The organism is Silvimonas amylolytica (assembly GCF_014645555.1).
Classification (GTDB): Bacteria; Pseudomonadota; Gammaproteobacteria; order Burkholderiales; family Chitinibacteraceae; genus Silvimonas; species Silvimonas amylolytica.
Map to the genome: position 1 here is coordinate 170,594 of NZ_BMLY01000007.1, position 25,954 is coordinate 196,547.

Annotated in this window: 28 protein-coding genes; 24 read left to right on the forward strand and 4 right to left on the reverse strand. The window is 57.8% G+C overall.

The window, feature by feature from the left end:
- Positions 1–127: 127 nt before the first annotated feature.
- The 22 genes from IEX44_RS18055 to IEX44_RS18160 all read left to right on the forward strand — a co-directional run bounded on the left by IEX44_RS18055 (position 128) and on the right by IEX44_RS18160 (position 15,391).
- On the forward strand, positions 128–1,012 hold the full coding sequence (locus IEX44_RS18055; RefSeq protein ID WP_188697373.1) for an MlaA family lipoprotein: 885 nt from the start codon (positions 128–130) through the stop codon (positions 1,010–1,012).
- Positions 1,009–1,917, forward strand: coding sequence for an ABC transporter ATP-binding protein (locus tag IEX44_RS18060; RefSeq protein WP_188697377.1), 909 nt, complete (start codon positions 1,009–1,011; stop codon positions 1,915–1,917). Before IEX44_RS18055 ends, IEX44_RS18060 begins: the two co-directional genes overlap by 4 nt.
- A 33-nt stretch (positions 1,918–1,950) precedes the next feature.
- Complete coding sequence (locus IEX44_RS18065; protein WP_188697380.1) at positions 1,951–2,706, forward strand: ABC transporter permease; 756 nt, start codon at positions 1,951–1,953, stop codon at positions 2,704–2,706.
- Between the two features lie 19 nt (positions 2,707–2,725).
- Entirely contained in the window at positions 2,726–2,965 is a 240-nt protein-coding gene (locus tag IEX44_RS18070) for a BolA family protein (protein ID WP_188697383.1), read from the forward strand.
- Positions 2,962–3,138: a hypothetical protein gene (locus IEX44_RS18075; RefSeq protein ID WP_188697386.1), complete on the forward strand. Its 177-nt coding sequence runs from the start codon at positions 2,962–2,964 to the stop codon at positions 3,136–3,138. Before IEX44_RS18070 ends, IEX44_RS18075 begins: the two co-directional genes overlap by 4 nt.
- An 82-nt stretch (positions 3,139–3,220) precedes the next feature.
- On the forward strand, positions 3,221–4,471 hold the full coding sequence (murA, locus tag IEX44_RS18080; protein WP_188697389.1) for a UDP-N-acetylglucosamine 1-carboxyvinyltransferase: 1,251 nt from the start codon (positions 3,221–3,223) through the stop codon (positions 4,469–4,471).
- Positions 4,471–4,875 (forward strand): DUF4870 domain-containing protein, encoded by a 405-nt coding sequence (locus IEX44_RS18085; protein ID WP_188697392.1) that lies wholly within the window; start codon positions 4,471–4,473, stop codon positions 4,873–4,875. The genes murA and IEX44_RS18085 overlap by 1 nt, the downstream gene beginning before the upstream one ends.
- A gap of 20 nt (positions 4,876–4,895) precedes the next feature.
- A complete protein-coding gene (gene hisG / locus IEX44_RS18090) occupies positions 4,896–5,543 on the forward strand; it encodes an ATP phosphoribosyltransferase (protein ID WP_188697394.1) in 648 nt (215 codons plus the stop codon).
- 137 nt (positions 5,544–5,680) lie between these two features.
- Positions 5,681–6,982 carry a histidinol dehydrogenase gene (hisD, locus tag IEX44_RS18095; protein WP_188697396.1) on the forward strand — a complete coding sequence of 434 codons (1,302 nt, stop codon included), beginning with the start codon at positions 5,681–5,683 and terminating at the stop codon, positions 6,980–6,982.
- 15 nt (positions 6,983–6,997) lie between these two features.
- Positions 6,998–7,348: a TfoX/Sxy family protein gene (locus IEX44_RS18100; protein WP_188697398.1), complete on the forward strand. Its 351-nt coding sequence runs from the start codon at positions 6,998–7,000 to the stop codon at positions 7,346–7,348.
- On the forward strand, positions 7,345–7,689 hold the full coding sequence (locus IEX44_RS18105; protein ID WP_188697400.1) for a cupin domain-containing protein: 345 nt from the start codon (positions 7,345–7,347) through the stop codon (positions 7,687–7,689). Before IEX44_RS18100 ends, IEX44_RS18105 begins: the two co-directional genes overlap by 4 nt.
- A gap of 121 nt (positions 7,690–7,810) precedes the next feature.
- Positions 7,811–8,404 carry an imidazoleglycerol-phosphate dehydratase HisB gene (gene hisB / locus IEX44_RS18110; protein ID WP_188697402.1) on the forward strand — a complete coding sequence of 198 codons (594 nt, stop codon included), beginning with the start codon at positions 7,811–7,813 and terminating at the stop codon, positions 8,402–8,404.
- 24 nt (positions 8,405–8,428) lie between these two features.
- Positions 8,429–9,070, forward strand: coding sequence for an imidazole glycerol phosphate synthase subunit HisH (gene hisH, locus IEX44_RS18115; protein ID WP_188697405.1), 642 nt, complete (start codon positions 8,429–8,431; stop codon positions 9,068–9,070).
- Positions 9,071–9,130: 60 nt separating this feature from the next.
- Complete coding sequence (gene hisA / locus IEX44_RS18120) at positions 9,131–9,874, forward strand: 1-(5-phosphoribosyl)-5-[(5-phosphoribosylamino)methylideneamino]imidazole-4-carboxamide isomerase (RefSeq protein ID WP_188697408.1); 744 nt, start codon at positions 9,131–9,133, stop codon at positions 9,872–9,874.
- 81 nt (positions 9,875–9,955) lie between these two features.
- Positions 9,956–10,723, forward strand: coding sequence for an imidazole glycerol phosphate synthase subunit HisF (gene hisF, locus IEX44_RS18125; RefSeq protein ID WP_188697411.1), 768 nt, complete (start codon positions 9,956–9,958; stop codon positions 10,721–10,723).
- Positions 10,720–11,115: a phosphoribosyl-AMP cyclohydrolase gene (gene hisI / locus IEX44_RS18130; protein ID WP_188697413.1), complete on the forward strand. Its 396-nt coding sequence runs from the start codon at positions 10,720–10,722 to the stop codon at positions 11,113–11,115. Before hisF ends, hisI begins: the two co-directional genes overlap by 4 nt.
- A 164-nt stretch (positions 11,116–11,279) precedes the next feature.
- Entirely contained in the window at positions 11,280–11,609 is a 330-nt protein-coding gene (locus tag IEX44_RS18135) for a phosphoribosyl-ATP diphosphatase (protein WP_188697415.1), read from the forward strand.
- A gap of 60 nt (positions 11,610–11,669) precedes the next feature.
- Entirely contained in the window at positions 11,670–12,026 is a 357-nt protein-coding gene (locus IEX44_RS18140; RefSeq protein WP_188697418.1) for a histidine triad nucleotide-binding protein, read from the forward strand.
- A gap of 81 nt (positions 12,027–12,107) precedes the next feature.
- The gene (tatA, locus tag IEX44_RS18145; RefSeq protein WP_188697420.1) at positions 12,108–12,317 is read left to right on the forward strand and encodes a Sec-independent protein translocase subunit TatA; all 210 of its coding nucleotides are present in this window, start codon (positions 12,108–12,110) and stop codon (positions 12,315–12,317) included.
- 24 nt (positions 12,318–12,341) lie between these two features.
- The gene (gene tatB / locus IEX44_RS18150; RefSeq protein ID WP_188697422.1) at positions 12,342–12,875 is read left to right on the forward strand and encodes a Sec-independent protein translocase protein TatB; all 534 of its coding nucleotides are present in this window, start codon (positions 12,342–12,344) and stop codon (positions 12,873–12,875) included.
- Positions 12,876–12,878: 3 nt separating this feature from the next.
- The gene (gene tatC, locus IEX44_RS18155) at positions 12,879–13,625 is read left to right on the forward strand and encodes a twin-arginine translocase subunit TatC (RefSeq protein ID WP_188697425.1); all 747 of its coding nucleotides are present in this window, start codon (positions 12,879–12,881) and stop codon (positions 13,623–13,625) included.
- Positions 13,622–15,391 (forward strand): PglL family O-oligosaccharyltransferase, encoded by a 1,770-nt coding sequence (locus IEX44_RS18160; RefSeq protein WP_188697428.1) that lies wholly within the window; start codon positions 13,622–13,624, stop codon positions 15,389–15,391. Before tatC ends, IEX44_RS18160 begins: the two co-directional genes overlap by 4 nt.
- Before the next feature lie 61 nt (positions 15,392–15,452).
- On the opposite strand, the gene pbpC is transcribed toward IEX44_RS18160, so the two are convergent.
- Together pbpC and IEX44_RS18170 are read right to left on the reverse strand one after the other, a co-directional pair.
- The gene (pbpC, locus tag IEX44_RS18165) at positions 15,453–17,636 is read right to left on the reverse strand and encodes a penicillin-binding protein 1C (RefSeq protein WP_188697431.1); all 2,184 of its coding nucleotides are present in this window, start codon (positions 17,634–17,636) and stop codon (positions 15,453–15,455) included.
- Positions 17,626–23,319: an alpha-2-macroglobulin family protein gene (locus IEX44_RS18170; RefSeq protein WP_188697434.1), complete on the reverse strand. Its 5,694-nt coding sequence runs from the start codon at positions 23,317–23,319 to the stop codon at positions 17,626–17,628. Before IEX44_RS18170 ends, pbpC begins: the two co-directional genes overlap by 11 nt.
- A 150-nt stretch (positions 23,320–23,469) precedes the next feature.
- On the opposite strand from IEX44_RS18170, the gene IEX44_RS18175 reads away from it, so the two are divergent.
- Positions 23,470–23,886 (forward strand): VOC family protein, encoded by a 417-nt coding sequence (locus tag IEX44_RS18175; RefSeq protein ID WP_188697436.1) that lies wholly within the window; start codon positions 23,470–23,472, stop codon positions 23,884–23,886.
- Positions 23,887–23,908: 22 nt separating this feature from the next.
- On the opposite strand, the gene IEX44_RS18180 is transcribed toward IEX44_RS18175, so the two are convergent.
- A complete protein-coding gene (locus IEX44_RS18180) occupies positions 23,909–24,652 on the reverse strand; it encodes a TlyA family RNA methyltransferase (RefSeq protein ID WP_188697439.1) in 744 nt (247 codons plus the stop codon).
- Between the two features lie 14 nt (positions 24,653–24,666).
- On the reverse strand, positions 24,667–25,452 hold the full coding sequence (locus IEX44_RS18185; protein ID WP_229679285.1) for a pseudouridine synthase: 786 nt from the start codon (positions 25,450–25,452) through the stop codon (positions 24,667–24,669).
- 98 nt (positions 25,453–25,550) lie between these two features.
- Between IEX44_RS18185 and IEX44_RS18190 the strand changes: the two genes are divergently transcribed.
- Positions 25,551–25,949 (forward strand): SirB2 family protein, encoded by a 399-nt coding sequence (locus IEX44_RS18190; RefSeq protein WP_188697442.1) that lies wholly within the window; start codon positions 25,551–25,553, stop codon positions 25,947–25,949.
- The last annotated feature ends 5 nt before the right edge of the window (positions 25,950–25,954 follow it).

Here is a 25,954-nt window from a genome sequence, read left to right on the forward strand (position 1 = left end):
CCCCGCCGTAGCGCGGGGTTTTTACTTTTCCTCATTGTCATAATCCTTTGTAACTCAGGCTGATAGCTTGCAAGAAACCACTTACAATACAGCCCTGACTACTGAACCCATGACCCGATACCCGATCATGCGAAGACTCGTGCCCATTGCAGCATTGCTGCTCACCGCCTGTGCCAGCCCCAAAAACAACTACGACCCGCTTGAGCCCGTAAACCGTGGCATCTTCGTGGTCAACAACGTAGTTGATCGTGCGGTGGTCAAACCCGTCGCCACGGTGTATTCCGACTATGCACCCGGCCCGGTCAAACAAGGCACCAGCAACTTCTTTGGCAACATTGACGATCTATTCTCCGCGCTGGGCTCCGTACTGGAAGGCCGCTTCAAGGATGCGGGCGTGAGCTTCGGCCGCGTGGCAGTCAACACCTCAATTGGTCTTTTGGGTATTTTCGACTGGGCCAGCGACATGAACATGCCCAAGCCGGATCAGGACCTGGGTCTGGCGTTAGGGCACTGGGGCATTGGCTCAGGCCCATACCTGATGCTGCCGTTCCTTGGCCCGACCACGCTGCGCGACTCGGTTGATCCGGCGGTACGCTGGTTCTATGGTCCGGGCAGTTATCTCAATACCACGGGAGAGCAGGTCGCATGGGCCGCAGTCGATGGCATCAATCTGCGCGCACAGGTTCTGCCACTGGATGCACTGATCGAATCCCAGCCAGATCCCTATGCATATATCCGCGATGCCTATCTGCAACGCCGCTGGTACAAGGTCTACGACGGCAAACCCCCGCATGCGCTGCAATTGGGCGAAACGGATGACGATGATGGTCCTGACGACGCGGCCCCTGCAGCCAAACCTGCGGCCAATGCCAGCGAGCCGGCTGCTTCCGTCGACAAACCGGTAGCCCCAGCAGAGGAAGCAAGTGCCGTACCCAAGGTTGCAGCAGCGTCAGAGGTTGCCGCAGAGCACGTAGTGGCAGATGCGTCGACCCCCACAAAGGCAGAGCAGTGAGCGCCATCCAGTTCCAGAATATCGTCAAGCACTACGGCGATCTGCAGGCCCTCAACAATGTCAGTTTCAACGTTGAAGAGGGCGACTTCTTTGCTTTGCTAGGCCCGAACGGGGCCGGCAAAACCACGTTAATCTCGATCCTTGGCGGGCTGGCGCGCGCCTCCAGCGGCCAGGTATCGATCATGGGGCGGGACGTTGTCGCAGATTATCGCGATGCCCGTCGCGCTGTTGGCATCGTGCCGCAAGAACTGGTGTTTGACCCGTTCTTTACCGTGCGCGAAACCCTGCGCTTCCAGTCTGGCTATTTCGGCCTCAAGCAGAACGACGCCTGGATTGATGAAATTCTGGAAAACCTGGGTCTGACCAACAAGGCCAACGCCAATATGCGCGCGCTGTCAGGCGGCATGAAGCGCCGGGTGATGGTCGCTCAGGCACTGGTACACCGCCCTCCCGTCATCGTCCTGGATGAACCCACCGCGGGCGTCGACGTGGAATTGCGCCAGACGCTATGGGCCTTCGTACGTCGGCTGAATGAGCAAGGTCACACCATCGTGCTGACCACGCACTATCTGGAAGAAGCCGAAGAATTATGCAATCGCATTGCCATGCTCAAGCAAGGCCGGCTGATTGCCCTGGAAGACAAAGCCAAACTGATGAATCGTGGCAAAGCACGTACGCTGCGCGTGCGGCTGGCAGGGGGCAATCTGCCATTGAGCCTCGCCGACCAGGTTCTGGCGGAAAAAGAAGGTCAGTACGAACTGCGTTTGTCTGATCTATCCGAGGTTGAAGGCATTCTGGAACAGATCCGCATGCACGGCGCCACGTTGCGAGACGTCGAAATCGCCAAGCCGGATCTGGAAGATATCTTTGTCGAAATGATGCAAGGGCGTGGCGCTGCGGGCTAACGCCCATCGCCCGCTCTCATGGAACACGTCCCCATGCAAGGTTTTTCCACCCTTTTCTACAAAGAGTTGCTGCGGTTCTGGAAGGTCAGCTTCCAAACCGTACTGGCGCCGATCCTCACTGCGCTGTTGTATCTCTTGATCTTCGCCCATGTTCTGGACGCCCATGTCGAGCCCTACCCGGGCGTGCGCTACACGGCCTTCCTGATTCCGGGCCTGGCGATGATGTCCATGCTGCAGAACGCGTTCTCCAATACGAGTTCGAGCATCATCCAGTCCAAGATTACCGGCAATCTCGTTTTCATCTTGTTGCCGCCGCTCTCGCACTTTGAGTTCTTTGCCGCTTACGTACTCGCAGCGGTGCTACGCGGTGTCGTCGTCGGTGCAGGCGTGTTACTGGTAACGCTGTTCTTCACGATCCCGCCGGTGCAGCACCCCCTGTGGATCATCGTGTTTGCACTGCTTGGTTCCAGCATCATGGCCATCCTGGGTTTGATCGCCGGCATCTGGGCCGAGAAATTCGATCAACTGGCTGCATTCCAGAATTTTTTGATCATGCCGCTGACGTTTCTGTCTGGCGTGTTCTATTCAATTCACAGCCTGCCGCCGTTCTGGCAAGGCGTATCCAACTGGAACCCGGTGTTCTATGTGATTGACGGTTTCCGTTACGGTTTCTTCGGCCAGGCTGACGTCTCACCATGGCTAAGCCTGTCTGTTGGCGGATTCACGTTGCTGGCACTCGCCACACTAGGCTGGCAACTGATAAAATCCGGTTATAAATTAAGGCACTAGCCAGAAAGCAAAGACAGACATGACTCCCGAGCAAGTTCAGACCCTGCTAATCACCCGACTCGACGCCACCGTGGCAGAGGTCAAGGGTGATGGCCACCACTTCTACGCCCGCGTGGTTTCGCCCCGTTTTGAGGGCCTTGCACTACTGGCGCGACACCGCCTTGTCAAAGAGGCCCTCAAGGATGTGATCGATTCTGGCGAACTGCATGCGCTCTCGCTGGAAAAGACCGCCACGCCGGCCGAATGGGCCGCGCTGTGAACAGCGACAACCGCTTCAATCTGGATGGCATCAACGCCCATAAGGCGAAGATTGACGAGGCCGTCCGGACGCAGCGCACCACGCGCGACCACAGTACCCAGAAGCTGATCGCCCTCACCAACCTGCCCTGGCTGATTGCGCTGGTGGCCTGGTTGCTGTGGAAATACCTCTGACAGATACGAACATCGGCAATTTGCGCGGCCAGGTGGCCGCACGTTAACCGCATTCCCTCCCGCCAGGAGCGGGCAAAAGAACATGGAAAAACTCAAAATCACCGGCGGCCATCCGCTGGCAGGCGAAATCAACATCTCTGGCGCCAAGAACGCTGCATTGCCGATTCTTTGTGCGGGCTTGTTGACCGCCGATACACTGCGCCTGACCAACGTGCCGCAACTGCGTGATGTGAAAACCACGCAAAAGCTGTTGCAGGGCATGGGCGTGCGCGTGATGACGGATAACGTCCACGAATATGAACTGACGGCCAACGCCGTGACCAACCTGTGCGCGCCGTATGACCTGGTGAAGACCATGCGCGCCTCGATTCTGGTACTGGGCCCGACCCTTGCCCGTTTCGGTGAAGCACAAGTCTCTTTGCCTGGCGGTTGCGCCATCGGCGCACGTCCGGTGGATCAGCACATCAAGGGCCTGCAAGCCATGGGTGCAGAGATCGTCATCGAACATGGCTATGTGAAGGCCAAGGGCAAGCTGAAGGGCGCGCGTATTGTCACCGACATGGTGACCGTCACCGGCACAGAAAACCTGTTGATGGCCGCCACGCTGGCTGAAGGCATCACCACTATCGAAAATGCCGCGCGTGAGCCGGAGGTGGTCGATCTGGCCGAGTGCCTGATCGCCATGGGCGCCAAAATCAGCGGCCACGGCACCGACACCATCACGATTGAAGGCGTGAAGTCACTGCATGGTGCTACGCACTCGGTCGTGCCAGATCGTATCGAGACCGGCACCTTCCTGTGTGCGGCCGCCGCTGCGCAAGGCCGTGTTGTGCTGCGCAACACCCGCGCCAACATCCTTGAAGCGGTGCTCGACAAACTGCGTGAAGCAGGCGCCTACATTGAAGCTGGCGATAACTGGATCGCCCTGGACATGAAACAACGTCCAAAAGCCGTGAATGTACGCACCCTGCCCTACCCGGCATTTCCGACTGACATGCAAGCCCAGTTCATGATGCTCAACACCATTGCCGAAGGCACGGCAGTGATGACCGAGACCATCTTTGAAAATCGCTTCATGCACGCACCGGAACTGATGCGGATGGGCGCGGACATCAGTACCGAAGGTAATACGGCCGTCGTGCGCGGTGTAGAGAAACTCTCTGGTGCCACAGTCATGGCCACCGACCTGCGCGCTTCTGCTTCGCTCGTCATCGCCGGCTTGATTGCAGAAGGCGAAACCATTGTGGATCGCATTTATCACCTGGACCGTGGCTACGAACATATCGAAGCCAAACTGGGCGGTATTGGCGCCAGCATTGAGCGAATTGCCTGATGCTGACGCTTAACCCCAAACCGGCCAGTGATGACAGCGACGGCAAACTGCAGCCGCCCAACGGCGTCGAAAAGACCGTTGCAATGCTCACGCATCTGGCCGGCATTTTCTGGATTCCGTACCTGCCACTGCCGGTCCTGGCGTTGATCATTCCGTTCCTGGTGCTGCAATTTGCCCGCGTCCATTCGGAATACGTCGAACAGCACGCCGTTCAGGCAGCCAATTTCCAGTTATTGATGGGGTGCTTCTACGCGCTTGCCATGATCATGAGTTATGCAGTGCATAACGTATTCCCGATCTGGTGGGTTGCGATCGGTTCCGCCATGTTCAGCCTGTGGGAGGGAGCCAAAGCAGTCAATGGTTGGCGCTCACGCTATCCCCTCACACTAAAATTGTTCAAATAATCAAGAAAGTACGACAACATATGATTACGATTGCGCTGTCCAAAGGCCGCATTTTCGAAGAAACCGTGCCCCTGCTGGCTGCGGCCGGTATCGTGCCCGCTGAAGCGCCGGAAGCCTCGCGCAAGCTGATCATTGGCACCAACCATCCAGATGTGCGCCTGATCATCGTGCGTGCAACCGATGTGCCGACCTACGTGCAATATGGCGCGGCCGATCTGGGCGTTGCTGGCAAAGACGTATTGCTGGAACACGGCGGTGCCGGTCTATATGTGCCGCTGGATCTTGAAATTGCGCGCTGCAAGCTGATGGTCGCCGTCCAGAACGGTTTTGACTACGAAGGCGCGGTCAAGCAAGGTGCACGTTTGCGCGTCGCCACCAAATACACAGAATGCGCGCGCGAACACTTTGCCGGCAAAGGCGTGCACGTGGATCTGATCAAGCTGTATGGCTCGATGGAGCTGGCCCCGCTGGTGGGTCTGGCGGATGCGATCGTCGATCTGGTTTCCACCGGCGGCACACTCAAAGCCAACAACCTGGTGGCCGTAGAAGACGTGCGCGACATCAGTTCACGCTTGATCGTCAATCAGGCAGCGCTCAAGCTCAAACAAGATCGCCTGCAACCGATCATTGATACCTTCGCCGCCACGGTTGCAGCCCGTCGCGATTGAACCGGCGAAACCGTCAAAGGTGGATGGACCACAACCCATCCACCTTTTTTGTCAGTATTGCTGCCTGGCCCTTGTAAAACAGGGTGACACACAGCAGTTATAATTGTTCTCCCCCATTGCCAAACCGGATATCTGCCATGATTCGCCGCCTTGATTCCCGCGACGCCCAGTTCCAGCAAGAACTCTCGGCCCTGCTCGCTTTCGAGTCGTCCCAGGATCCGGAAGTCGACGCCCGCGTGGCCGCCATCCTTGATGATGTCAAACAGCGCGGCGACGCGGCGGTGATCGACTACACACAACGCTTCGACAGTCTTTCCGCCGCCACGATGGCCGACCTGGAACTATCGCAAGCGGAACTGAAAGCCGCGTTCGAGCGTCTGCCGCAAGGGCAAAAAGATGCACTGGAAGCCGCTGCCGCTCGTGTGCGCCGTTATCACGAACACCAGAAAGCCGCCTCCTGGCAGTACACCGATGAAGACGGCACCATGCTGGGCCAGCAAGTCACAGCGCTGGATCGTGTCGGTATTTATGTGCCTGGTGGCAAGGCGTCTTATCCCTCTTCCGTGTTGATGAATGCCATTCCGGCGCATGTAGCAGGTGTCAGTGAAATCATCATGGTTGTACCGACACCGCGCGGCGAACGTAACGATCTGGTACTGGCTGCCGCGTATATCGCCGGTGTTAGCCGCGCCTTCACCATTGGCGGCGCGCAAGCTGTGGGCGCGCTGGCCTATGGCACGCAAACCATTCCGCAGGTCGACAAAATTACCGGCCCAGGCAATGCCTACGTCGCTGCGGCCAAGCGCCGTGTTTTTGGCATTGTCGGCATTGATATGGTCGCCGGTCCGTCCGAAATTCTGGTGATCTGTGACGGCACCACCGATCCGGACTGGATCGCCATGGACCTCTTTAGTCAGGCAGAGCATGACGAGATCGCCCAGGCCATCTTGTTGTGTCCAGACGCCGGGTTTATCGACCAGGTAGCCGCCAGCATTGAACGTCAGCTACCTGACATGCCACGCGCCGAAATCATCCGCGCATCGCTGACTGGTCGCGGCGCACTCATTCACGTGAAAGATCTGGCTGAAGCCTGTCATATCGCCAACTGGATCGCGCCGGAACACCTGGAGCTATCGGTCGCAGAACCGCAGGTGTGGTTGCCAGAACTCAAGCATGCCGGTGCAATTTTCCTTGGCAAATTCACCTCAGAATCACTGGGTGATTACTGTGCCGGGCCCAACCACGTGCTGCCGACCGCGCGCACTGCGCGTTTTGCCAGCCCGCTGGGGGTGTATGACTTCCAGAAGCGTTCCAGCCTGATTCAGGTTTCGGCTGCCGGCGCCCGAAAACTGGGCCGTATTGCCAGTACACTCGCCCATGGCGAAGGGCTGCAGGCACACGCCAAAGCGGCGGAATATCGCCTCGACGACAAACAATAATCGGGTTGCGACGGTATGCCAGCGAGAAGCGAATATCTGGACTGGCTACTTGAGCAACTCGCGCCGCTGGGAAGTTTGCGGCCCAAGTCCATGTTCGGTGGCTACGGGCTGTATTGCGATGGTGTGTTCTTTGCCATCCTCTCTGACGACGTGTTTTATGTGAAGGTGGATGACACCAACCGACCCAGATTTGAAAAGGCCGGTTTGCAACCTTTCCGCTACGACGTCAAAGACGGCAAGAAACATCTGTCTTATTACCCTTTGCCCGAGTCAGCACTGGAAGATACCGAAGCCCTGCAGGATTGGGCGCGTGAAGGCATTGGTGCCGCCTTGCGGGCTGCCGCCAATACCAGGAAACGCAGATGAGTGAAAAGATTTCTGCGGCAACCGCGCCGCATTACCACTGGGGCGAGGGTGAAGACGGTTGGCATCTGATGCGCACTCCTGGCTTATCCGTGATTCAAGAGCGGATCGGGCCGGGTGGAGCGGAAGCACGCCATTACCATGTGCATGCCAGCCAGTTCTTTTATGTCCTCACTGGCAGTCTTGAGATCGAGGTCGCGGGTGTGGTGACCGCCCTGAGCGCGCAAGAAGGTCTGGTGATCCCGGCTGGCGCAGCGCATCAGGTGCGCAATGTGTCGCAAACCGACACGCATTTTCTGGTGACCTCGCAACCGCCCAGTCACGGCGACCGGGTTTTGGCCTGACAATCCCTTTTACCCTGTTTTTACAGAGTTTTGACCCGTTTTTGCTTCACCTGGGCGGCAAAGTCGTGGACAATTACGCAAATTGCGCCCAGTTGGGCTATTGCCGATTACGAGAATACGAATGCGCGAAGTACAAGTAACCCGTAACACGCTAGAAACCCAGATCACCGTGACCATCAATCTGGATGGCACCGGCAAGTCCCGGTTTGATACCGGCGTGCCCTTTCTGGAACATATGATGGATCAGATTGCCCGCCACGGGCTGATTGATCTGGATGTCGTCGCCAAGGGTGATCTGCATATCGATGCCCACCACACCGTGGAAGACGTCGGTATTACGCTCGGCCAGGCATTGGCTAAAGCATTGGGCGACAAGAAGGGTATTCGCCGCTATGGCCACGCTTATGTGCCACTGGATGAAGCACTGTCTCGCGTCGTCATCGACCTCTCCGGTCGTCCTGGTCTGGAATATGGTGTCGAGTTCACCCGTGCGGCGATCGGTGGTTTTGATGTTGATCTGTTTGGCGAATTCTTCCGTGGTTTCGTCAATCACGCCGCTGTCACGCTGCATATCGATAACCTGAAGGGCAAAAATGCCCACCATCAGGCAGAGACGATCTTCAAGGCATTCGGTCGTGCATTGCGTATGGCAATCGAATACGATGAACGCATGGCTGGCGTCACGCCTTCGACCAAAGGCACTCTGGTCGGTTAACCCTTCACTCGTTGAACCTCTGAAATGCGTATCGCAATCGTTGACTACGGAATGGGCAACCTGCATTCCGTGACCAAAGCCATTGAGCACGTTGCCGGCAATGACGCTAGCATTGTGTTGACTGACGACCCGATCGAGGTCGCTGCAGCCGACAAAGTGGTGTTTCCCGGTCAGGGCGCCATGCCCGACTGTATGCGCCATCTGGAAGAAAGCGGCCTGAAGGGTGCGGTGCTGGATGCCGCGCGCCAAAAGCCGTTTTTGGGTATCTGTGTCGGCGCGCAACTGCTATTCGACTACAGTGAAGAAGGTGACACGCCGGGTCTGGGCGTGTTTGCTGGTGGCGTCATGCGCTTCCCCAAGGAACGCATGCACGACGACGAAGGCCACAAACTCAAGGTGCCGCACATGGGTTGGAACGAAATGTTCATTACCCGTGAGCATCCGCTGTGGCAAGGCATTCCGCAAGGTGAGCGCTTTTACTTCGTGCACAGCTACCACTTCAAGCCATCTGATGACATTACCGTCATCGAATCGGCTTATCCGTACCGTTTTGCAGCGGCCGTAGCACGCGATAATATTTTTGCAATTCAATGCCACCCGGAGAAAAGCCACAACGCCGGGCTGCAATTGTTGCGAAATTTTGTACACTGGGATGGTCGCCCCTGAAAAAGCGCCCCAAGCGCCGGCGACACACTAACAACCTGACTTCATTGAAGTTTCTGCATCATGCTGATTATTCCTGCAATTGATTTGAAAGATGGCGCCTGCGTTCGTTTGCGTCAGGGCCTGATGGAAGACGCGACTGTCTTCTCGGAAAACCCGACCACCATGGCCCGCCACTGGCTCGATAAAGGTGGTCGTCGCCTGCACCTGGTGGACTTGAACGGCGCCTTTGCCGGCAAGCCCAAGAACCTGGATGCCATCAAGGCCATCCTGGCGGAGGTTGCGGGCGAGGTACCGGTGCAACTGGGTGGCGGCATTCGCGATCTGGACACCATCGAGCGTTATCTGGACGCGGGTATCGACTACGTCATTATCGGCACTGCGGCCGTGAAGATTCCAGGCTTCCTGCACGAAGCTTGTGATGCCTTCCCCGGTCACATCATTGTCGGTCTGGATGCCAAAGATGGCCGAGTTGCCACCGATGGCTGGTCGAAGATCACCGAACACGATGTCATTGATCTGGCTCAGCGCTTCCAGGATTACGGCGTGGAAAGCGTCATCTACACCGATATCGGTCGCGATGGCATGCTTTCTGGCGTCAACATCGAAGCCACCGTCAAGCTGGCTCAGGCACTCACCATTCCGGTGATCGCTTCTGGCGGTCTGACTGATCTGGACGACGTGCGAAAGCTGGTTGAAGTAGAAAGTGAAGGCATCGAAGGTGTCATCACCGGCCGCGCCATCTATGAAGGCACCATCGACTTCAAGGCTGCGCAAGACCTGGCCGACGAAGCCGTCGCCGCCTGATCTGATCTGTTTAAAACCACCCGCCGCTGCCGCTATGGTCATTCGCCATGGCGGTTGCGGTGTTGCGTCTGGAAAATCCACATGCCTTTAGCCAAGCGCATTATCCCCTGCCTTGATGTCACCGCTGGCCGCGTGGTCAAAGGGGTCAATTTCGTCGAACTGCGTGACGCCGGTGATCCGGTGGAAATCGCTCGCCGTTATGACGAACAAGGCGCGGATGAGCTGACGTTCCTGGACATCACCGCATCATCTGATGACCGCGACCTGATCCTCTCGGTGATTGAGGCAGTGGCTTCCGAAGTATTCATCCCGCTCACCGTGGGTGGAGGCGTGCGCAAGGTGGAAGACGTACGCCGCCTGCTCAATGCGGGCGCGGACAAGATCAGCATCAACACCTCGGCCATTACCAACCCGCAACTGGTGGCCGATGCCGCTGCTCGTTTTGGTAGCCAGGCCATTGTGGTCGCCATTGACGCCAAGGCAGTCACTCCGAACAACGACCGTTGGGAAGTCTTCACTCATGGTGGCCGCAATGCCACCGGTCTGGATGCGGTGGAGTGGGCCATCAAGATGCAGCAAATGGGTGCAGGCGAGATCCTGCTGACCAGCATGGATCGCGATGGCACCAAAATTGGTTTTAACCTGCCGCTGACCCGCGCGATTTCCGACGCAGTGGATATCCCGGTCATCGCCTCCGGCGGCGTGGGTAATTTGCAGCACATGGTCGAAGGGGTCACAGAAGGCCACGCCGATGCAGTGCTCGCCGCGTCCATCTTCCACTTTGGTGAATACACCGTGCGCCAGGCCAAAGAAGCCATGCGCGATGCGGGGATTGAGGTGCGCCTGTGAGCTGGCTGGACGAGATCAAATTTGATGCGGCCGGGCTCGTGCCGGTCATCGCGCAGGATGAGCACACCGGCCGCGTGCTGATGTTCGCTTTTGCCAATCGCGAGGCCGTGGCACTGTCTGCAGACAAGAGAACCGCCCACTACTGGACGCGGTCACGCCAGAAACTGTGGCATAAGGGCGAAGAGTCTGGCCATTTTCAGCGCATCAAGGAAATCCGTCTGGATTGTGATGGCGATGTATTGATTTACGTGATCGAACAGGAAGGCGGCATTGCCTGCCATACCGGCCGCGAAAGCTGTTTTTTCCGCAAACTGAACGGCGACACGTGGGAAACGGTTGATCCGGTCCTTAAAGATCCCAACGCGATTTATGGCCATGGTCATTCGCATTAAGTGCACATAAACAGACAAAAAAGCCCGTTGCCGTAACGGGCTTTTTTGTCTGAATGGTCAATTCATCCGGATGTTCGTACAACTTTAAACATGCGCATTGCAACCGCAGCGTCCTTTCGTAATCAAACCCCCTTATAATTGATGCTTTGTATCTGGAGCGAAGCATGGTTTCCGCTGAAATCCTGGAGCGTTTGTCCGCCACGCTGGCATCCCGCCGCGAGGCAGACCCCAGCACCTCTTACGTCGCCAAGCTATTTCACAAAGGTCAGGAAGCGATCCTGAAAAAAGTGGGCGAAGAAGCGGTTGAAACCATCATGGCCGCCAAGGATGGCGACAAGCTCCATCTGGTCCGTGAAGTTGCTGATCTGTGGTTCCATACCATGGTGCTGCTGGCCAACGAAGGTCTCTCTGCTGAAGATGTGCTGGCCGAACTGGCCCGCCGCGAGGGGATCTCCGGCATTGAAGAGAAAGCGTCGCGTCCTGCCCAGGATTGAATCGGGGCCGACCAGGTCTTATGAATGATGGCGCCGCAACGGCGTATTGGGAGAAACTTGATGAGCGATTGCCTGTTCTGCAAGCTGGCCAGCGGTGAAATCCCGAGCAAGCAGATTTACAGCGATGATGAAGTCGTGGCATTTCACGATATCCATCCAGTGGCACCGGTGCATTTTTTGATTGTTCCCAAAATCCACGTCGATTCGCTGGCGCACGCTGGTCAGGAACATCAAGCCTTGTTGGGCAAGATGCTTTTGCTGGCGCCCAAACTGGCCGCAGAGCAAGGTTTGAAAGACGGTTTTCGCACCGTCATCAATACCGGCCACGGCGGTGGGCAAACGTTCTTCCATCTGCACGTCCACGTGTTTGGTGGCAATGTCATGTCGCCTGATCTGACTGCCATCAACACGCAATAATCGGCGTGTAAAGAACAAACCCCTGATGGTCAGGGGTTTGATGGTTCAACCTGCGGCGCATAACGCCAGGAGTACAACACAATGGGTTCGTTTAGCATCTGGCATTGGCTGATCGTGCTAGTGATCATCGTCCTGGTTTTTGGTACCAAAAAGCTGGGCAACGTCGGCAAGGATCTGGGTTCTGCCGTTCGCGGCTTCAAAGAAGGCATGAATGGCGAAGGCGAAAAGCCAGCTGATAATCATGCTGAAGCCGGCCGCGTGATCGACGCTGCCGACCGCGACAAGCGTTAATCCGCCGACAGGACGACACGGGCGGTGTTTGATATCAGTCTGGGTGAAATGGCAGTGATCGGCGCGGTTGCCCTTGTGGTTATCGGGCCGGAGCGACTGCCCAAGGTGGCGCGTACTCTCGGCTTGCTGGTCGGGCGTGCCCAGCGTTTTGCCAACAGTGTCAAAGCGGATCTGGACCGGGAAATCGCCCAGACCGAACTCGCAAAGCTTGAAGCGGAAATGCGGGCGCAAGGCGCTGAATTACGCAATACCATCCATCAACCATTGGCTGATGCGAAAGCGGCATTGCTGGCTGCGCCGTCTGAGACGCCCGCGCCTGTCGTTATGAATACGCCAGTCGAGCCCCCCGCGACGACGCAGTCTGAGCCCGACCCGTTTGCGCTGACAACCGCCGACCAGGCGCTGCGCCCTGTTGCAGAACCTGCCCCTGTATCTGCCGTGTCAGCTCCGGCTCCCGCCCCACAGATCCATGCAGGCGCTCATGACGAGCGCCAGCTTGATCTGTTCGAACCCTCTGTCCCCAGCGCCGCCCCCACGCCGGCGCGAGATCGCCGCTGATTCATGACTGAGGATAACTTTCAGCCACTGCTGGTTCACCTGATCGAGTTGCGTTCCCGTATTGTGCGCAGCGCACTGGTGTTCTTCGTCGGCTTTGCCATCTGTTTTTATTTTTCGCAGCAGTTGTACGATTTTCTGGTCGCACCACTGACTGCCGTGCTGCCAGGCCAGAAACTGGTCTCGATCGGCATTGCTGCACCGTTCCTGTTGCAGGTAAAGATTGTTGCGCTAACGGCCGTCATCATCACCATGCCGCATACACTCTATCAAGTGTGGGCGTTTGTGGCACCGGGCCTCTACACCCACGAAAAACGCATGATCCTGCCGCTGGTGGTTTCATCCACCCTGCTGTTTTTGCTAGGCATGTCTTTTGCGTATTTCTTTGTTTTCAAAACTGTCTTCTCCTTTGTCGCCTCGCATGTGCCCAGTTCCATGCAGTGGCTACCAGATTCCGAACAGTACCTCTCCTTTGTATTGGGGCTGTTCATCTCTTTTGGCATCACCTTTGAAGTACCAGTGGCAATTGTGCTGCTGGTCCACATTGGCGTTGTCACCGTCGAAAAACTGGTGAGCTGGCGTCCGTATGTGATCGTGGGTTCTTTCATCGTGGCTGCAGTGGTCACACCACCCGATCCGCTCTCGCAATGCTTGCTTGCCGTTCCACTCTGGCTTTTATATGAAGCCGGTTGCGTCGTCGCCCGCTGGACCGGGACACGCGCTTCGAATCAAACCCACACCCAAGAACAATGAAAACGCACCCTTCACTTCGTATCTACCAGGCCCTGCTGTTTTTGCTTGCCTGCGTACCTTGCGCGATTCCTTACCGTTATCCACCCAACCCGGTCTTTCCATCTGAGCTGGCCGCATACGGTTTTTGTGCACTGATCATCATGGCTGCGGCGACGCTGCCGACCAACAGCCGCCGCACCGGGCCACCGCTGGCCAGTTGGCCGTGGCTCGCCCTCGCGGGCGTACTGGCCATCCAGATCGTGGCCATGCCAGTGATCTACTGGTCAGAACGCACGATCCCGATGAGCTACATGATTGGCGCTGCGCTCACCGTCTGGAGCCTTTCTCTGGCACGGGACGAACATGGTCTGGAACCCCTGGCTGTCGCACTGGCCTGGGGTCTGCTGATTGGGGCGCTGTTCAATACTGGCCTGTCCATTCCGCAGATTATCCACGTACAGCAAAGTGGTTCGGGCCTGGTGTTCGGCAATATCGGTCAGAAGAATATGTATGGCCACTACCTGGCCTGGGGTCTGGCTGCAGCCGCCTGGCTGGGTGCAACCCGACGCCTGCAAGGCTGGGCCTTCTGGGTTCTGGCTATCTGGCTGGCTTTGTCGATGGCCTGGTGCGGGTCACGCTCCATCTTCCTCTATGCCGGTGCATGGGCAGTTTTTGGCGCGGCACTGTACTTCACGTCACGCGGCGACAACCGTCGCTTTGCCGTGTTGTTGTTTGGTTCGGCAGTTCTGATCATTGCCATGCAGTTTGTCGCGCCGCAGATCAATCACCTGTTCCAGTCTGCATTGCATGCCAAAAATGAAGTCCCAACCGGTCTGGATCGACTGGACTCCAACGGCGCGCGCCGCCTGGTGGAATGGCAAAAGGCGCTGATCGCTTTCCGCGAAAACCCGATCCTCGGTGTGGGCTGGGGCGCCTACGGCGCACAAAGCGTACGTCTGCAGGTCATTCCGGAATTTGCCAAAGTGGTGGAGCCGGTCCTGTTCACGCACTGCCACAACTCGCTGCTTAACCTGATGGCAGAAACCGGCATTGTCGGTGCCTTTGTGGTGGTCGTGCCCATTCTGCTGGCCTTCTTTGGCATCTGGCGTCGTCGCCATGACCCGGTTGCCATGTTCGGCACTGCGCTGGTCCTGGTATCAATCCTGCATAGCCTGGTGGAATACCCGCTGTGGTACTTCCACTTCTTCGGGCCATTCGCCTTGATGTTGTTCCTGATGTACGACGGCGCCCCAGGTCGCGGTTTGTCATCCATGCAATCGCGCATTGGCGGCCTGGCTGCCGGCGTGGCGACACTGGGCCTCGGCATTGCCGGTCTGGTGTTTTACCTGCAGATTTACCCGATCATCGACAGCAGCAGCAAGGTCAAGGAAAACGAGCGCCGCATCAAGATCCTGGAAGACATGCGCAAGAACCCATTGCTGGATTACTTCGCCGAGTACGGTCTTTCCAACTTCGTCGTTGCCAACCGCTCTGACATGGCCTGGAAGCTGGGCATTGTCGCCCAACTGGATCGCCTGCACCCGTACCCCGGCCAGTTGTCCGATGAGGCCATCATGCGCGCATTGATGGGTGACCAGCAGATGGCACACCAACGCATGCGTGAAGCGGTGTATTCGTTCCCCGATAGCCTTGGCTACTACCGCCATGAAATCGAACGCTTCCCCAACGAACCAGCCGTACAAGCCTTGCTAGTGGATGTGGAAGCCGGAGAAAAGATGTACGGCAAGCAGCCCTACGATCCGAACGATGACAGTAATGATGATTGATCCGGACTCACCCTCCGCATCGCAAAAAGCCGGCTTCTGCCGGCTTTTTTTATTGGTGCATTCAAGTGATTGGCGCCGGATGTTTGCCACTGGCGTTGCGTGGAGGCGTTTGCCGCAAAAAAGCACCACGGACTTCGAAATGCACCTGTTGCACTAGACGTGCGTTATCTCTCAGTTCAAGGACATGCCGCCCCGGCATGGGGAACCACGCCCAGGTCTGGCCGCGTCCCAACAGTTTGCCATTCAACCACCACTGCGGCTTCGCCGCACCATTGGCGCGGAACACAATACGCTGGTTGGCTGGGGGGATATCCGGGTCGAGCGCAAAAATGGCGCCTTCTACCGGGTAATCAATACCGGCAGGTCTCGCACGGGCATCATCGCTCACCATGTATATCTGGTCATGCTCGGTGCCTGGCAAGAAATATTCACGCCGGTCTGCTTCGACGTTGTTTTCGAAATGAATCTGGAGGGCATGAATACCGGCCGGTGGGAGGGGAGCGCCAGAGGGTGTGTCCGCGTGCAACTGATTCATCACTGCCAGCCACACCGGCGCAGCGCCATGCATACCAGAGACATCCCACATTGGCGCGCCACTGGCATTACCCACCCAGGTCGCCACGGTGTAACGCCGGGAATATCCCACCGCCCAGTTATCACGCATATCTTTGCTGGTACCTGTTTTTACCGCGGTCCAGAAGCGCGTAGCCAGTGCGCTCTCCAGGCCAAACGTGCGCGCACGGGCGGTACGGTCTGAAAGGATATCGCTGATGATAAAACTGCTTTGTTCATCCAGCAGGCGTTTGCTGGCTTGTGCAGTATCCGTGGCCAACCAGCGCAACGGGTTTTGCATACCGCCCGTAGCCAGTGTGCGATAGGCATTGGCCAGATCCAGCAATCGCACGTCAGCCGCACCCAGCGCAAGACTGTAGCCGTAGTAATCACCTGATTCGGTCAAACTGTTCATACCCAGCGCGACCAATCGTTCACGCAGCCGTGCTGGCGTCACGATCTCGACAGTACGCACCGCTGGCGTGTTCAAAGATGACGCCAGGGCGGTGCGCACGGATACCGGCCCCTTGAAGTCTTTGTCGTAATTTTGGGGTGCATACAAGCCGCTGACGGTATTCAGGTCCAGCGGGCTGTCGTTGATCAGTGAAGCGGCGGTCAGCCAGCGCCCCTGTAGCGCCAGCTGGTACAAAAATGGCTTGAGCGTCGACCCGGCCTGGCGTAACGCCGTCACGCCATCGACATCGCTGGCCCGGGATAGATCCCCACTGGAGCCTACCCAGGCGAGAATATCGCCACTGCGGTTATCCAGCACCACCAGTGCGCCATCTTCAACGTTACGTTGGCGTAGTTCGGCCACTTGCCGTCGCAACGTGACCGTAGCAAAGCGCTGCAGGTCTGCATCCAGCGTGGTGCGCACCACGGCGCCAGCCGGTAAAGGCCCGCGTGCCAACAGTTTGCGGGCGAAGTGCGGCGCCAGTTGGTCATCCTGTTGATAACCATTGCCATGCCGGGCCAGCGCCACTTGGGCCTCGACCCGGATCTGATCACAATCAGCCTGACGCCCCATATCTTTGAGAATGCCGCAGGCGCGCGTACCCACGGCAGCAGGTGCCGCATTGGGCGCCCGTAATAGTGCGACGGCGATCGCTGATTCGTGCGCATCCAGCCCGGAGGGAGATTTGTCGAACAGTGAGGCGCTCAAGGCGTCCAGACCGACTATTTCTCCACGAAAACCAGCCAGGTTGAGATAAGCCTCCAGAATCTGGGCTTTGGTCCAGCGATGCTCCAGCCATTCAGCAGACCAACCCTGGCGTACCTTCTGACTGAGGGAGCGGCCCTGGTTGCTGCGCTTCAGATCGTCATCCAGCAGCCCGACCAGTTGCATCGTCAGGGTAGATGCACCTCGTGTGCGCTTGTTCCACAAATTACCCCAACTGGCCGCAGCCACGGCGGACCAATCCACACCACTATGGCTATAGAAGTTACGATCTTCCGACATCACCAGGGCCTGGCGCATGGCAGGAGAGATGTCTGACAAAGCCACCCAGTCAAGCTTGCGTACTTTTTGATCGACACGTACCCGTTGCAGGGGTTGCCCGTGGCGATCCAGTAATATCACGTCAGATGAACGCCAACCCGATTTCACCTCGGTAAAATCGGGCAGCGCCCACGCCGGCAGGCTGGCCAGCGCCACACACAGCGCCAGCCCCGCCTGAAACGGATCAATGCGCATCACCCACCTTGTATACCGGGTTGGGCGCCGCTCCAAAGACATCCGGTGCGTACAACGCTTCGACACGTGTCGGTGGCAGCTTGAAGGCACCGGTGCTATTCAGTCGCATGGTGTACTCCACCGAGAATGTCCCGCGCGCAATGTACTCGTAATAAGCACGATAACCGGCAAAGCGCCGCTCTACGTAGGCCGGCCAGGCGCTCCCCCCTTGCTTCTCACCCTGCGTGGCAATCTCCGAATCACGCCCCATACCATTGCCCAGAATGCTGGCCCCCGTCGGCACCGGGTCATCCACCACCACCCAGGTCATATCTGCCTGGGACGTGACCTCCAGTTTCACACGCAACACATCACCACGACTGTACTGACCTGGCGTTTTTGTTTCGACAGGCGTCACGGTTTTTTTGATGTGATAACCAGCTACCTGCGGCGCGGTCAGCGGCAGCGCGGCCAGCACCTGCACCGTAGCCCAGGGCGTCCCGCTGCCTTGTTGCGTGAGTGAAAGCGTGCCTTGCCCACCCGCGGGCCAGGACAAATCCGTGCGCGGTGGCTGGGGTGATGACCAGGGTACGGTTTGTTTTGAAGTCCCGAGACTCACATTAACCTGGCCGGTCACCGGCTGGCTTTCAAACAATGCGCTGAAGTGTCTGACAGCCAAAGTGCCCCAGGCATTGGCGTTGGTGGTCATCCAGGCACCGTGATCCTGCCTGCCCAGCAGCCCGGTCAGTAGCCGCGGCATATCGTCCTTGAAGGATGGAAGCTGGCTGGCGACGAGAACCAGGCGCGCGGAATTGACGTCCGGGTTATTCATCAGCCACCACCAGTAGTCATCGCGCTCCGTTGAAAATACCAGACGCGTGCCTTGATAGGTCAATCTGCCACGCAGCAGTTGCTCCGCCTGCGCCATACGGGTTGCACGGTCCGGTGCGTTATTCATGTGCTGCAAGACAGACAGCCAGTCGATCAGCATGGTGGTAGACCAACTGTTGGGCTGCAAAGTAAGCGTATCGAGCTGGCGCGGCTGGGCCCGGCCATAGCGCGACAAGGCTTCCAGTGCGGCCAGACGGCGTGCATCGCCCGAATCACGCGGCATCCAGAAGTCCCGCTTCAGACGCCCTTCTACAAAGTTGGTGAGTGCAGTCAACATCCGCTCACGCGAATCGTCCGGAATCGTCCAGCCGTTCTCGTTAGCCAGTGCCAGTACGTAGGCCGTGAGGGTATCGCTGCCATGCGGCGGACTACCTTCCTGCACCGGGAAGTACTGCGCCAGACCATCGGCATCCAGGTAGGCAGGCAAATCAGCCATGATGCCGTTCCAGCGTTGCTTGTCATTCAGACCGACCGCAATGGAAGAGCGCTGTTCAAGGCAGCTATAGGGGTAGCGCAGGAACCAGTCCCGCACGGCCGGCATATCGCCCGCCAGTATCGCCTGAAACTGTACCGACACCCCGCCGCGTCCGGCTTCTGCCCCAGGCGGCAACGCCACCGGAATGGTCACCGGCGCATTAAGCTGACGCAGCGTGGCTTGTTGCACGGTCACAGGTGTCGCGGGTTCGATCTGCTGATTGAACGCCAGTTTATCCTGCGCCTTGTCGCCACCTTGTTCATGGGCGGCAAAAGTCCACTGCAGATGATCCACACCCGCCGGCACGGTAACCGGCCAGCGTACTTCACGCGCTTCGCCGGCAGGGATCTGTATCCTCTGCGCGCTCAAACCAGACAGGCCAACTGCTTGCGCTTCCACAACGACGGACATGGGACGGCTGGCGCCATTGCGGATATTGATGCCGGCATCGAGTTGATCGCCACTGCGGGCCAAGGGTGCAACACCCGCGGTGATTTGCAGATCCTGGGTGACCGTGATTGTGGCCTGGCCAGTACCAAAATAGGCATCGCCAGCATCTGCCACGGCAACCAGCTTGAAACGGGTGAGCGCGTCGTTAATGGGCACGGAAACCGTCGCACTGCCGGTTTTATCCAGCACCACATGGGGTTGCCAGAGCAGCAAGGTATCCAAAAGTTCTCGCGTTGGCGCAAAGCCGCCACCACCGCCAGGCGCCAGCGCTTTACGACCAAAGTGCCGTTTGCCGACCACCTGCAACTGAGCGGTAGATGTCTCCACCCCGTAGCTACGCCGCTGCAGCATGGCGCTCAGCAGATCCCAACTGTCGTTGGGTTGCAGTTCCAGCAGGGCTTCATCGACGGCCGCAAATGCCACTTCAGCCCCTGCGGCCGGCTGACCGTTGGGCAGCTTGACCTGGACCTTCACCATCGCTGTTTTGCGGATGGCATAGACCGGTTTGTCTGGCGTCACAGTGACGGCCAGTTTATGGCCCGCCGTTCCCACCGTCAGTTCTGCGATTCCGTATTTAAAGGCTGGGCGGGAAAGATCAATCATGGCCGTAGGCGCCTGGTAATCGCGCCCTTCATGACGAAAAGCATCCCACCACTCCAGCGGGCTGCGCCAACCCCAGGTAAAGAACGAATACCACGGCACATCTCGCACCCGGCCGCGCACAGCCAGCACGGATACATACACGTTGGGCGCCCATTGCGGCTCAATCTTCAGATCAATCACGGGGTCTTTACCAGACAATTCAACCACCCGCGTATCAATGACGCCCTCACGCTCAATCGCCAGCAGGGCTGTGGCCTTGCGAAACGGCATACGTACTTGCAAATGTGCGGTGTCGCCGGGTTGATAGCCGGTTTTCTCCGGTAGTACGTCGATGCGGTCGTTGTTATCCACGTCGAACCACATCTCGCCCTCGCGGGAGACCCAAATACGCTGCGCCGCCGCGACGGAATGACCCGCGTCATCCGCCGTTTGCGCGATCAACTCAATGCTGCCTTCATTTTTCAGCGTTACCTCGCAGAACATCAGGCCGCGACCATCGGTTTTACCATCGCAAACCTGGCCCAGGTCTTTGGTGGTCTCATGACTGTCATAGGCATAAAAACCGCCCACAAGGCGCTTGCGACTGGACAACCAGGTATGTTCGACCGCTTTCACCGTCACGCTGCGATTGGCCAGTGGCTTGCCGTTGGTATCAACTACGACACCTTTAACCGTCGTGGTCTTGCCAGCCGTCATCCAGTCTTCAACCGACAAACCCACACGCACGTTGGCGGGCCACAAGGGCACGGTGCGTGACAGTGTCTGAACCTCGCCATTGGGATCGCTGTAGGTGGCTTCAACCACCATGTCGTACGGGCGATCGATCCTGGGCAAACCGCTCACGTCAGTCTTGCCGTTGCCATTGGCATCAAGCGTGAGTGGCGCCTTATCGAGTACTACCTTGTTGTTCAAGGTCTTTTGTTCCGATGCCTCACCCGTATCGGGCGCATCGAAACTGAACCGTTCATAGCCTTCCGCACGGTCATAACGATTACGCAACATGGCACTGACCTGGACAGGCAAGCCCTTGGCCGGCCCACCGGTACCATAAGATAGAGACACCTTCAGTGGCACTGTGCCTGGTGCAATCGTGGCCTTGGCATCGGCCGAAAGCTGACCGCGCATGACGGGCAGGCGGAACTCTTCCACCCGGAACGACCCCGTATACAGCGTTATGCCATCCCGCTCGATACTGGCCGGGCCACGCTGGTTTGCGCTTCGTTGCGGCTTTTTGATCAACGAGATTGAATACATCCCCAGTTTGGCCGATTTGGGAATCGCAAATGTAGACTCCGCATATCTCCCCTGCCGCCAACTGAGTGGATAAGTAAAACTCTGCCCACTGCCGTCATGCGTAATGACGAGCTGATCGGGCAATTGGCTGTTACGCGGCAAAGCCAGACCTGTGCTGGTTTCCAGCCGCATGAAATGCTTCATCGATACTGTTTCGCCAGCACGAAATAGCGGGCGATCAAGCACGGTGGTCGCGCGTACAGAGGGTTGGGGGCTGGTGTCGGTCGGATACGGAAAACGCCAGGCCTCAATGCCCTGATCCCAGCCGGAGCGCACGAACGACACATCATTGCGGCCTTTCTCATCTTGCTTGCGCGCAACGACAAACAAACCCGACAGCGAGGTATCCGGGCATGCGCCGGCTTCCTCCAGCGGACGCTCAACGCGTGCGACGCCCTGGGTATTGGTCTTGCCTTGCCAGAGCAACTGGCGACGGCAGTCGTATATGCTGATCTGGGCATCAGGGACCGGCACGGCACGGTCCAGCGTCGTAACCCACACAGCAGCATTATCTCGACCTCGCTTCAAATGCACGCCCAGATTGGTCACCAACATGGCCGTACGCACGTACATGGGCGCATCCAGACCCAACAAAGACTTACCCAGTAAACGAGACTGCAATTCGACCACGTGCAAACCGGGCTCTGGCGCGGGGACACCGACCACTGTAAACGGCCATTTGCCGGTTTTATCCGGGGCCGTCGGGACGTTCATGCTTTGCACGCCAGGCTGGCCATTCAACATCGACAAACGCCGGGTTTCTACAGACTTGCCGCCTCGCTCCACAGACGACTCATGCCAGCGTTCAACTTTAGCCAGCCAGTTCATGATGGACTGATCATCACTGACGGTCAGGCTCTGCATGCCAACCTGGATTTGTTTGACGTTGAGATCAGCCTCCACGTCACGCAACGTGACCGCGATAGCCGGATCGGCATTGAGCTCCACAATGCCAAAGGGTGCAGCCGCAAATTTGGCCAGTGGCGGCGCAGAAGCTGTGCCAAAACCCAGCGGAAACGACCCCTTGTTGGTCAACTCACGGCCACTGGCGTCGGTAAACCCGTCGGGCAGCTTGAGTTTGAAACTGGCGTTGGGCGGGAACGGCGGGTTGAACGTGGCTTCATAAACCAGATTATCCCGTTCACGGCCAAAATCAGGATGGCGATCACCGTTGGGGGTTTGCAGCACAATCTGGCTGGCTTGCTGACGGGTGACCTCTGCAGAAAAATGCAGCGTGACCGGTCGTAACGGAATACACGCCGCATTGGCATTTTCACGCTGGCAGTTGAGCGTGGCCGTAAACGCATCGCGTACGGTGAAGTTGAGCGTTTGTTTTTCAGCACTCCCCGGGCGATCGAGGACGACTTTGACTTTCTTGCCCGCAGGCAGACGCTGGGTGCAATGGACGGCATCGATACTGCCAGATTGTTTCTCCCATCCCGCGTATTTCAGCAGGGTTGCTTTATCGGCATCCGTCAGCCGTTGCATGGGCAAGCGCTCTGGCGAGCCTTCCACCAGGCAGAACATCGGCACTGCTTTAGCGCCAATGGGGCCATTAAACTGGAACAGAAATGCCTGATCTTCCTCAATCTGAGCGCCTTCGCCGGGCATACTTTCCGTGACAGCGAGCGGGCCTGTGGTAAAGCTGAATTTTTGCTGACCCGTCACGGCTTCACCGGATACCGCGCGCAAATCCGGCCTGACGGTAAAGCGACATGTGGTCGCTCCAGGAATACCTTTTGGAAAATCCATCACCCAGCTACGATCATCAATCCAGTGCGCATCCCCTTTTTGAGGGCAATCGACCGTAAAGGGTGCTGCTGCGCGCGTATCGCCCATCCGGACCATCGGCGCGGAGAAAGTAGCGCGGACCTGCTCTACAGTGCGTACTTCATTTTGGGGTGAGAACGTGGAGATGGTCGCCGCGGAGGCAGCAAGCCAGGTAAAGGTAAACAGGGCAAAGACGAAACCACGGGCATCAGGCAGGCGCATAATCGGGGCGGGCGGTTGTTTTTACTTTCCCGATTTTGTCAGAAACTTACGTCGCGTAGTTCTTAACCCATCAAGGTTTGAGTAAATTCAGACATACGCTGGATTGCACGCCCACTGCATCTGGTCCGCAAACCCTTCAGGAGTCTCATCATGCAAGTACAGCCGTACCTTACTTTTAATGGTGATTGTGAAGCCGCGCTGCTCTTTTACGGAGAAATACTGGGCGGTCAAATTACGTTCATGATGCGTTTCAAGGATGCCCCAGGTTCAGAACCGGTGGACCCGGCCTGGGCAGACAAGATCATGCATTGCAATTTTTCTGCGGGCAGTACCCAATTCATGGCGGCGGACTGTTCGCCAGAGCGTGCCTCTGCCAAAAAGAGCGGATTCACGATGTCTGTCGCCGTAGACACCGTCGCAGAGGGAGAAAAGGTTTTTGACGGCCTGGCTGCCGATGGTCAGATCACCATGCCGTTCCAGGCCACGTTCTGGACCAAGGGCTTTGGCATGCTGGTGGACAAATTTGGCACGCCCTGGATGGTGAACTGCCTGGAACAACCGGCCTGAGCGAGCCGACCCGATCGGGTGGTTAGCGGAAAACGGCGTAGATAAAAAATTCGCGGTTACCGTCGCCGCCCGTAATCGGGCTGTTCAGATAATCGAGCACGGTAAAGCCGGCCGCATCTGCGGCACTGCGGATTTTTTCTTCGACTTCCGGGTAACAGGCGTCGTCACGCACGATGCCGCCTTTGCCAATACGCTGTGGCCCCACTTCAAACTGCGGCTTCACGAGGAACAGCAGATGCGCGCCACTTTGCAACACGCTGGCAATGGCGGGTAGAACCAGCGTCAGCGAGATGAATGACACATCGCCGACCACGACCTCAATCGGGCCATCCTGCGCAGGAGCGACCAAATCTGCAGTCAGGTGACGGGCATTGACGCCTTCAAACTGGATGACCCGGGCATCTGCCAGCAAACGCGGGTGCAACTGATCGTGCCCTACCTCCACCCCGATGACCTTGCGCGCCCCGGCTTGCAACAGGCAATCAGTAAAACCACCCGTCGAGATCCCAACGTCCAGCGCCAGCATTCCAGTGACATCCAGCCCGGTATGCGCCAGTGCGCCCGCCAGCTTGAGGCCACCGCGCGAGACATACCGGTCGGCTTCATCCGGTGTGATATTGATCTCGGCATCGGGCGGAAGCTTCAAGCTGGATTTGCTGACCACCTTGCCATCCGCCGAGACACGCCCGGCATCAATCAAACCTTGTGCGGCCGTGCGGGAAGCCGCCAGCCCGAGCTCAACCAACAGGACATCAGCGCGTTGCATGCCGGTGTGCCTGTTCACTCAAAGTGTTCGTTCGAGGCGAGGTAACGCCATTTGCCCGGTGGCAATTGGCCCAGCCGCACATTCCCGATACGAATCCGCTTGAGGCCAACCACGCGCAGGCCGACCAGTTCGCACATGCGGCGGATCTGGCGCTTTTTGCCTTCACGCAGAATAAATCGCAGTTGGTCTTTGTTTTGCCAGGTCACGATGGCGGGTTTGAGTTTCTCGCCATCCAGTTCCAGTCCGTGATTCAACAGACGCAACCCGTCATTGGAGAGCGAGCCCGCCACGCGCACCAGGTATTCTTTGTCGACAGTGGAGTCTTCGCCGATCAGCGTTTTGGCGATGCGGCCATCCTGAGTCAGGATCAGCAACCCGACCGAATCGATATCCAGCCGGCCCGCCGGCGCAAGGCCACGCATGTGTTGGGGGTGAAAGCGCACACCAGAAAGATCGCCATCCCAATGGTTATCCAGCGTCACGAGCGTTGAGGCTGGTTTGTAGCCGCGTTCTGCCTGGCCCGAGACAAAGCCCACCGGCTTGTTCAACAGAATGGTGACGCGGTTGGCTTGTGCTTGCTGCGCTGGCTTATCAAGAGAGATCTGTTGATCCGGTTTGACCCGGCTACCCAACACGTTAATGACGACGCCGTCGACCCTCACCCAGCCTCGTTCGATGTAATCATCAGCTTCGCGGCGGGAGCACAGCCCCAGTTGGGCCATACGTTTGGACAGCCGCATCGAGCCATCATCAGGCGTGCCGGCGGTATCGCTTTCATCGCGACGGGTTTCTTCGGTCATGATTCATCTCCTTGTGACTGGTCGCCTCTCGGCGAAGCCGGCAGAATATCAGAATTGTAGGCCCAGCCCGCGGTCCCCGCGCCCGATACGGAGAAAACATGGCGTATTACCTGATCATCAAACAGATTCACGTCACTTGTGTGCTGTTGTCGGGCTTGTTGTTTCTTTATCGGGGCGTGCTAATGCTGACCGGGTCGACCCATCTGCGTCAGATCTGGCTGAGAGTGTTGCCTCATTTGATCGACACGGTGTTACTCGCGGCCGGGGTCACGCTGGCCGTGTTCAGTCATCAGTATCCGGGGCAGCAAACCTGGCTGACCGCCAAACTGATCGGACTGGTCGTGTACATCGGGCTGGGGATGATCGCGCTCAAACGCGGCCGCACCAGAAAGACGCGGGCGATTGCGTTTGTCGCGGCTTTACTGGTGTTTGCCTGGATTATCGGCGTGGCAATCACGCGTAATCCGCTCTCTTTCCTGATGCTCATCCAGGTGTGAGCGTA

Excerpts from the sequence above, each read along its gene's own strand:
- hisD (WP_188697396.1), top strand. The coding sequence starts at position 5,681 with ATGATTCGCCGCCTTGATTCCCGCGACGCCCAGTTCCAGCAAGAACTC.
- IEX44_RS18105 (WP_188697400.1), top strand. The coding sequence starts at position 7,345 with ATGAGTGAAAAGATTTCTGCGGCAACCGCGCCGCATTACCACTGGGGC.
- IEX44_RS18180 (WP_188697439.1), bottom strand. The coding sequence starts at position 24,652 with ATGCAACGCGCTGATGTCCTGTTGGTTGAGCTCGGGCTGGCGGCTTCC.
- IEX44_RS18185 (WP_229679285.1), bottom strand. The coding sequence starts at position 25,452 with ATGACCGAAGAAACCCGTCGCGATGAAAGCGATACCGCCGGCACGCCT.
- IEX44_RS18190 (WP_188697442.1), top strand. The coding sequence starts at position 25,551 with ATGGCGTATTACCTGATCATCAAACAGATTCACGTCACTTGTGTGCTG.
- hisA (WP_188697408.1), top strand. The coding sequence starts at position 9,131 with ATGCTGATTATTCCTGCAATTGATTTGAAAGATGGCGCCTGCGTTCGT.
- IEX44_RS18085 (WP_188697392.1), top strand. The coding sequence starts at position 4,471 with ATGCTGACGCTTAACCCCAAACCGGCCAGTGATGACAGCGACGGCAAA.
- tatC (WP_188697425.1), top strand. The coding sequence starts at position 12,879 with ATGACTGAGGATAACTTTCAGCCACTGCTGGTTCACCTGATCGAGTTG.
- hisG (WP_188697394.1), top strand. The coding sequence starts at position 4,896 with ATGATTACGATTGCGCTGTCCAAAGGCCGCATTTTCGAAGAAACCGTG.
- IEX44_RS18065 (WP_188697380.1), top strand. The coding sequence starts at position 1,951 with ATGCAAGGTTTTTCCACCCTTTTCTACAAAGAGTTGCTGCGGTTCTGG.
- tatA (WP_188697420.1), top strand. The coding sequence starts at position 12,108 with ATGGGTTCGTTTAGCATCTGGCATTGGCTGATCGTGCTAGTGATCATC.
- IEX44_RS18055 (WP_188697373.1), top strand. The coding sequence starts at position 128 with ATGCGAAGACTCGTGCCCATTGCAGCATTGCTGCTCACCGCCTGTGCC.
- IEX44_RS18160 (WP_188697428.1), top strand. The coding sequence starts at position 13,622 with ATGAAAACGCACCCTTCACTTCGTATCTACCAGGCCCTGCTGTTTTTG.
- IEX44_RS18100 (WP_188697398.1), top strand. The coding sequence starts at position 6,998 with ATGCCAGCGAGAAGCGAATATCTGGACTGGCTACTTGAGCAACTCGCG.
- IEX44_RS18070 (WP_188697383.1), top strand. The coding sequence starts at position 2,726 with ATGACTCCCGAGCAAGTTCAGACCCTGCTAATCACCCGACTCGACGCC.
- IEX44_RS18140 (WP_188697418.1), top strand. The coding sequence starts at position 11,670 with ATGAGCGATTGCCTGTTCTGCAAGCTGGCCAGCGGTGAAATCCCGAGC.
- murA (WP_188697389.1), top strand. The coding sequence starts at position 3,221 with ATGGAAAAACTCAAAATCACCGGCGGCCATCCGCTGGCAGGCGAAATC.
- IEX44_RS18175 (WP_188697436.1), top strand. The coding sequence starts at position 23,470 with ATGCAAGTACAGCCGTACCTTACTTTTAATGGTGATTGTGAAGCCGCG.
- hisH (WP_188697405.1), top strand. The coding sequence starts at position 8,429 with ATGCGTATCGCAATCGTTGACTACGGAATGGGCAACCTGCATTCCGTG.
- hisF (WP_188697411.1), top strand. The coding sequence starts at position 9,956 with ATGCCTTTAGCCAAGCGCATTATCCCCTGCCTTGATGTCACCGCTGGC.
- hisB (WP_188697402.1), top strand. The coding sequence starts at position 7,811 with ATGCGCGAAGTACAAGTAACCCGTAACACGCTAGAAACCCAGATCACC.
- IEX44_RS18135 (WP_188697415.1), top strand. The coding sequence starts at position 11,280 with ATGGTTTCCGCTGAAATCCTGGAGCGTTTGTCCGCCACGCTGGCATCC.
- pbpC (WP_188697431.1), bottom strand. The coding sequence starts at position 17,636 with ATGCGCATTGATCCGTTTCAGGCGGGGCTGGCGCTGTGTGTGGCGCTG.
- IEX44_RS18170 (WP_188697434.1), bottom strand. The coding sequence starts at position 23,319 with ATGCGCCTGCCTGATGCCCGTGGTTTCGTCTTTGCCCTGTTTACCTTT.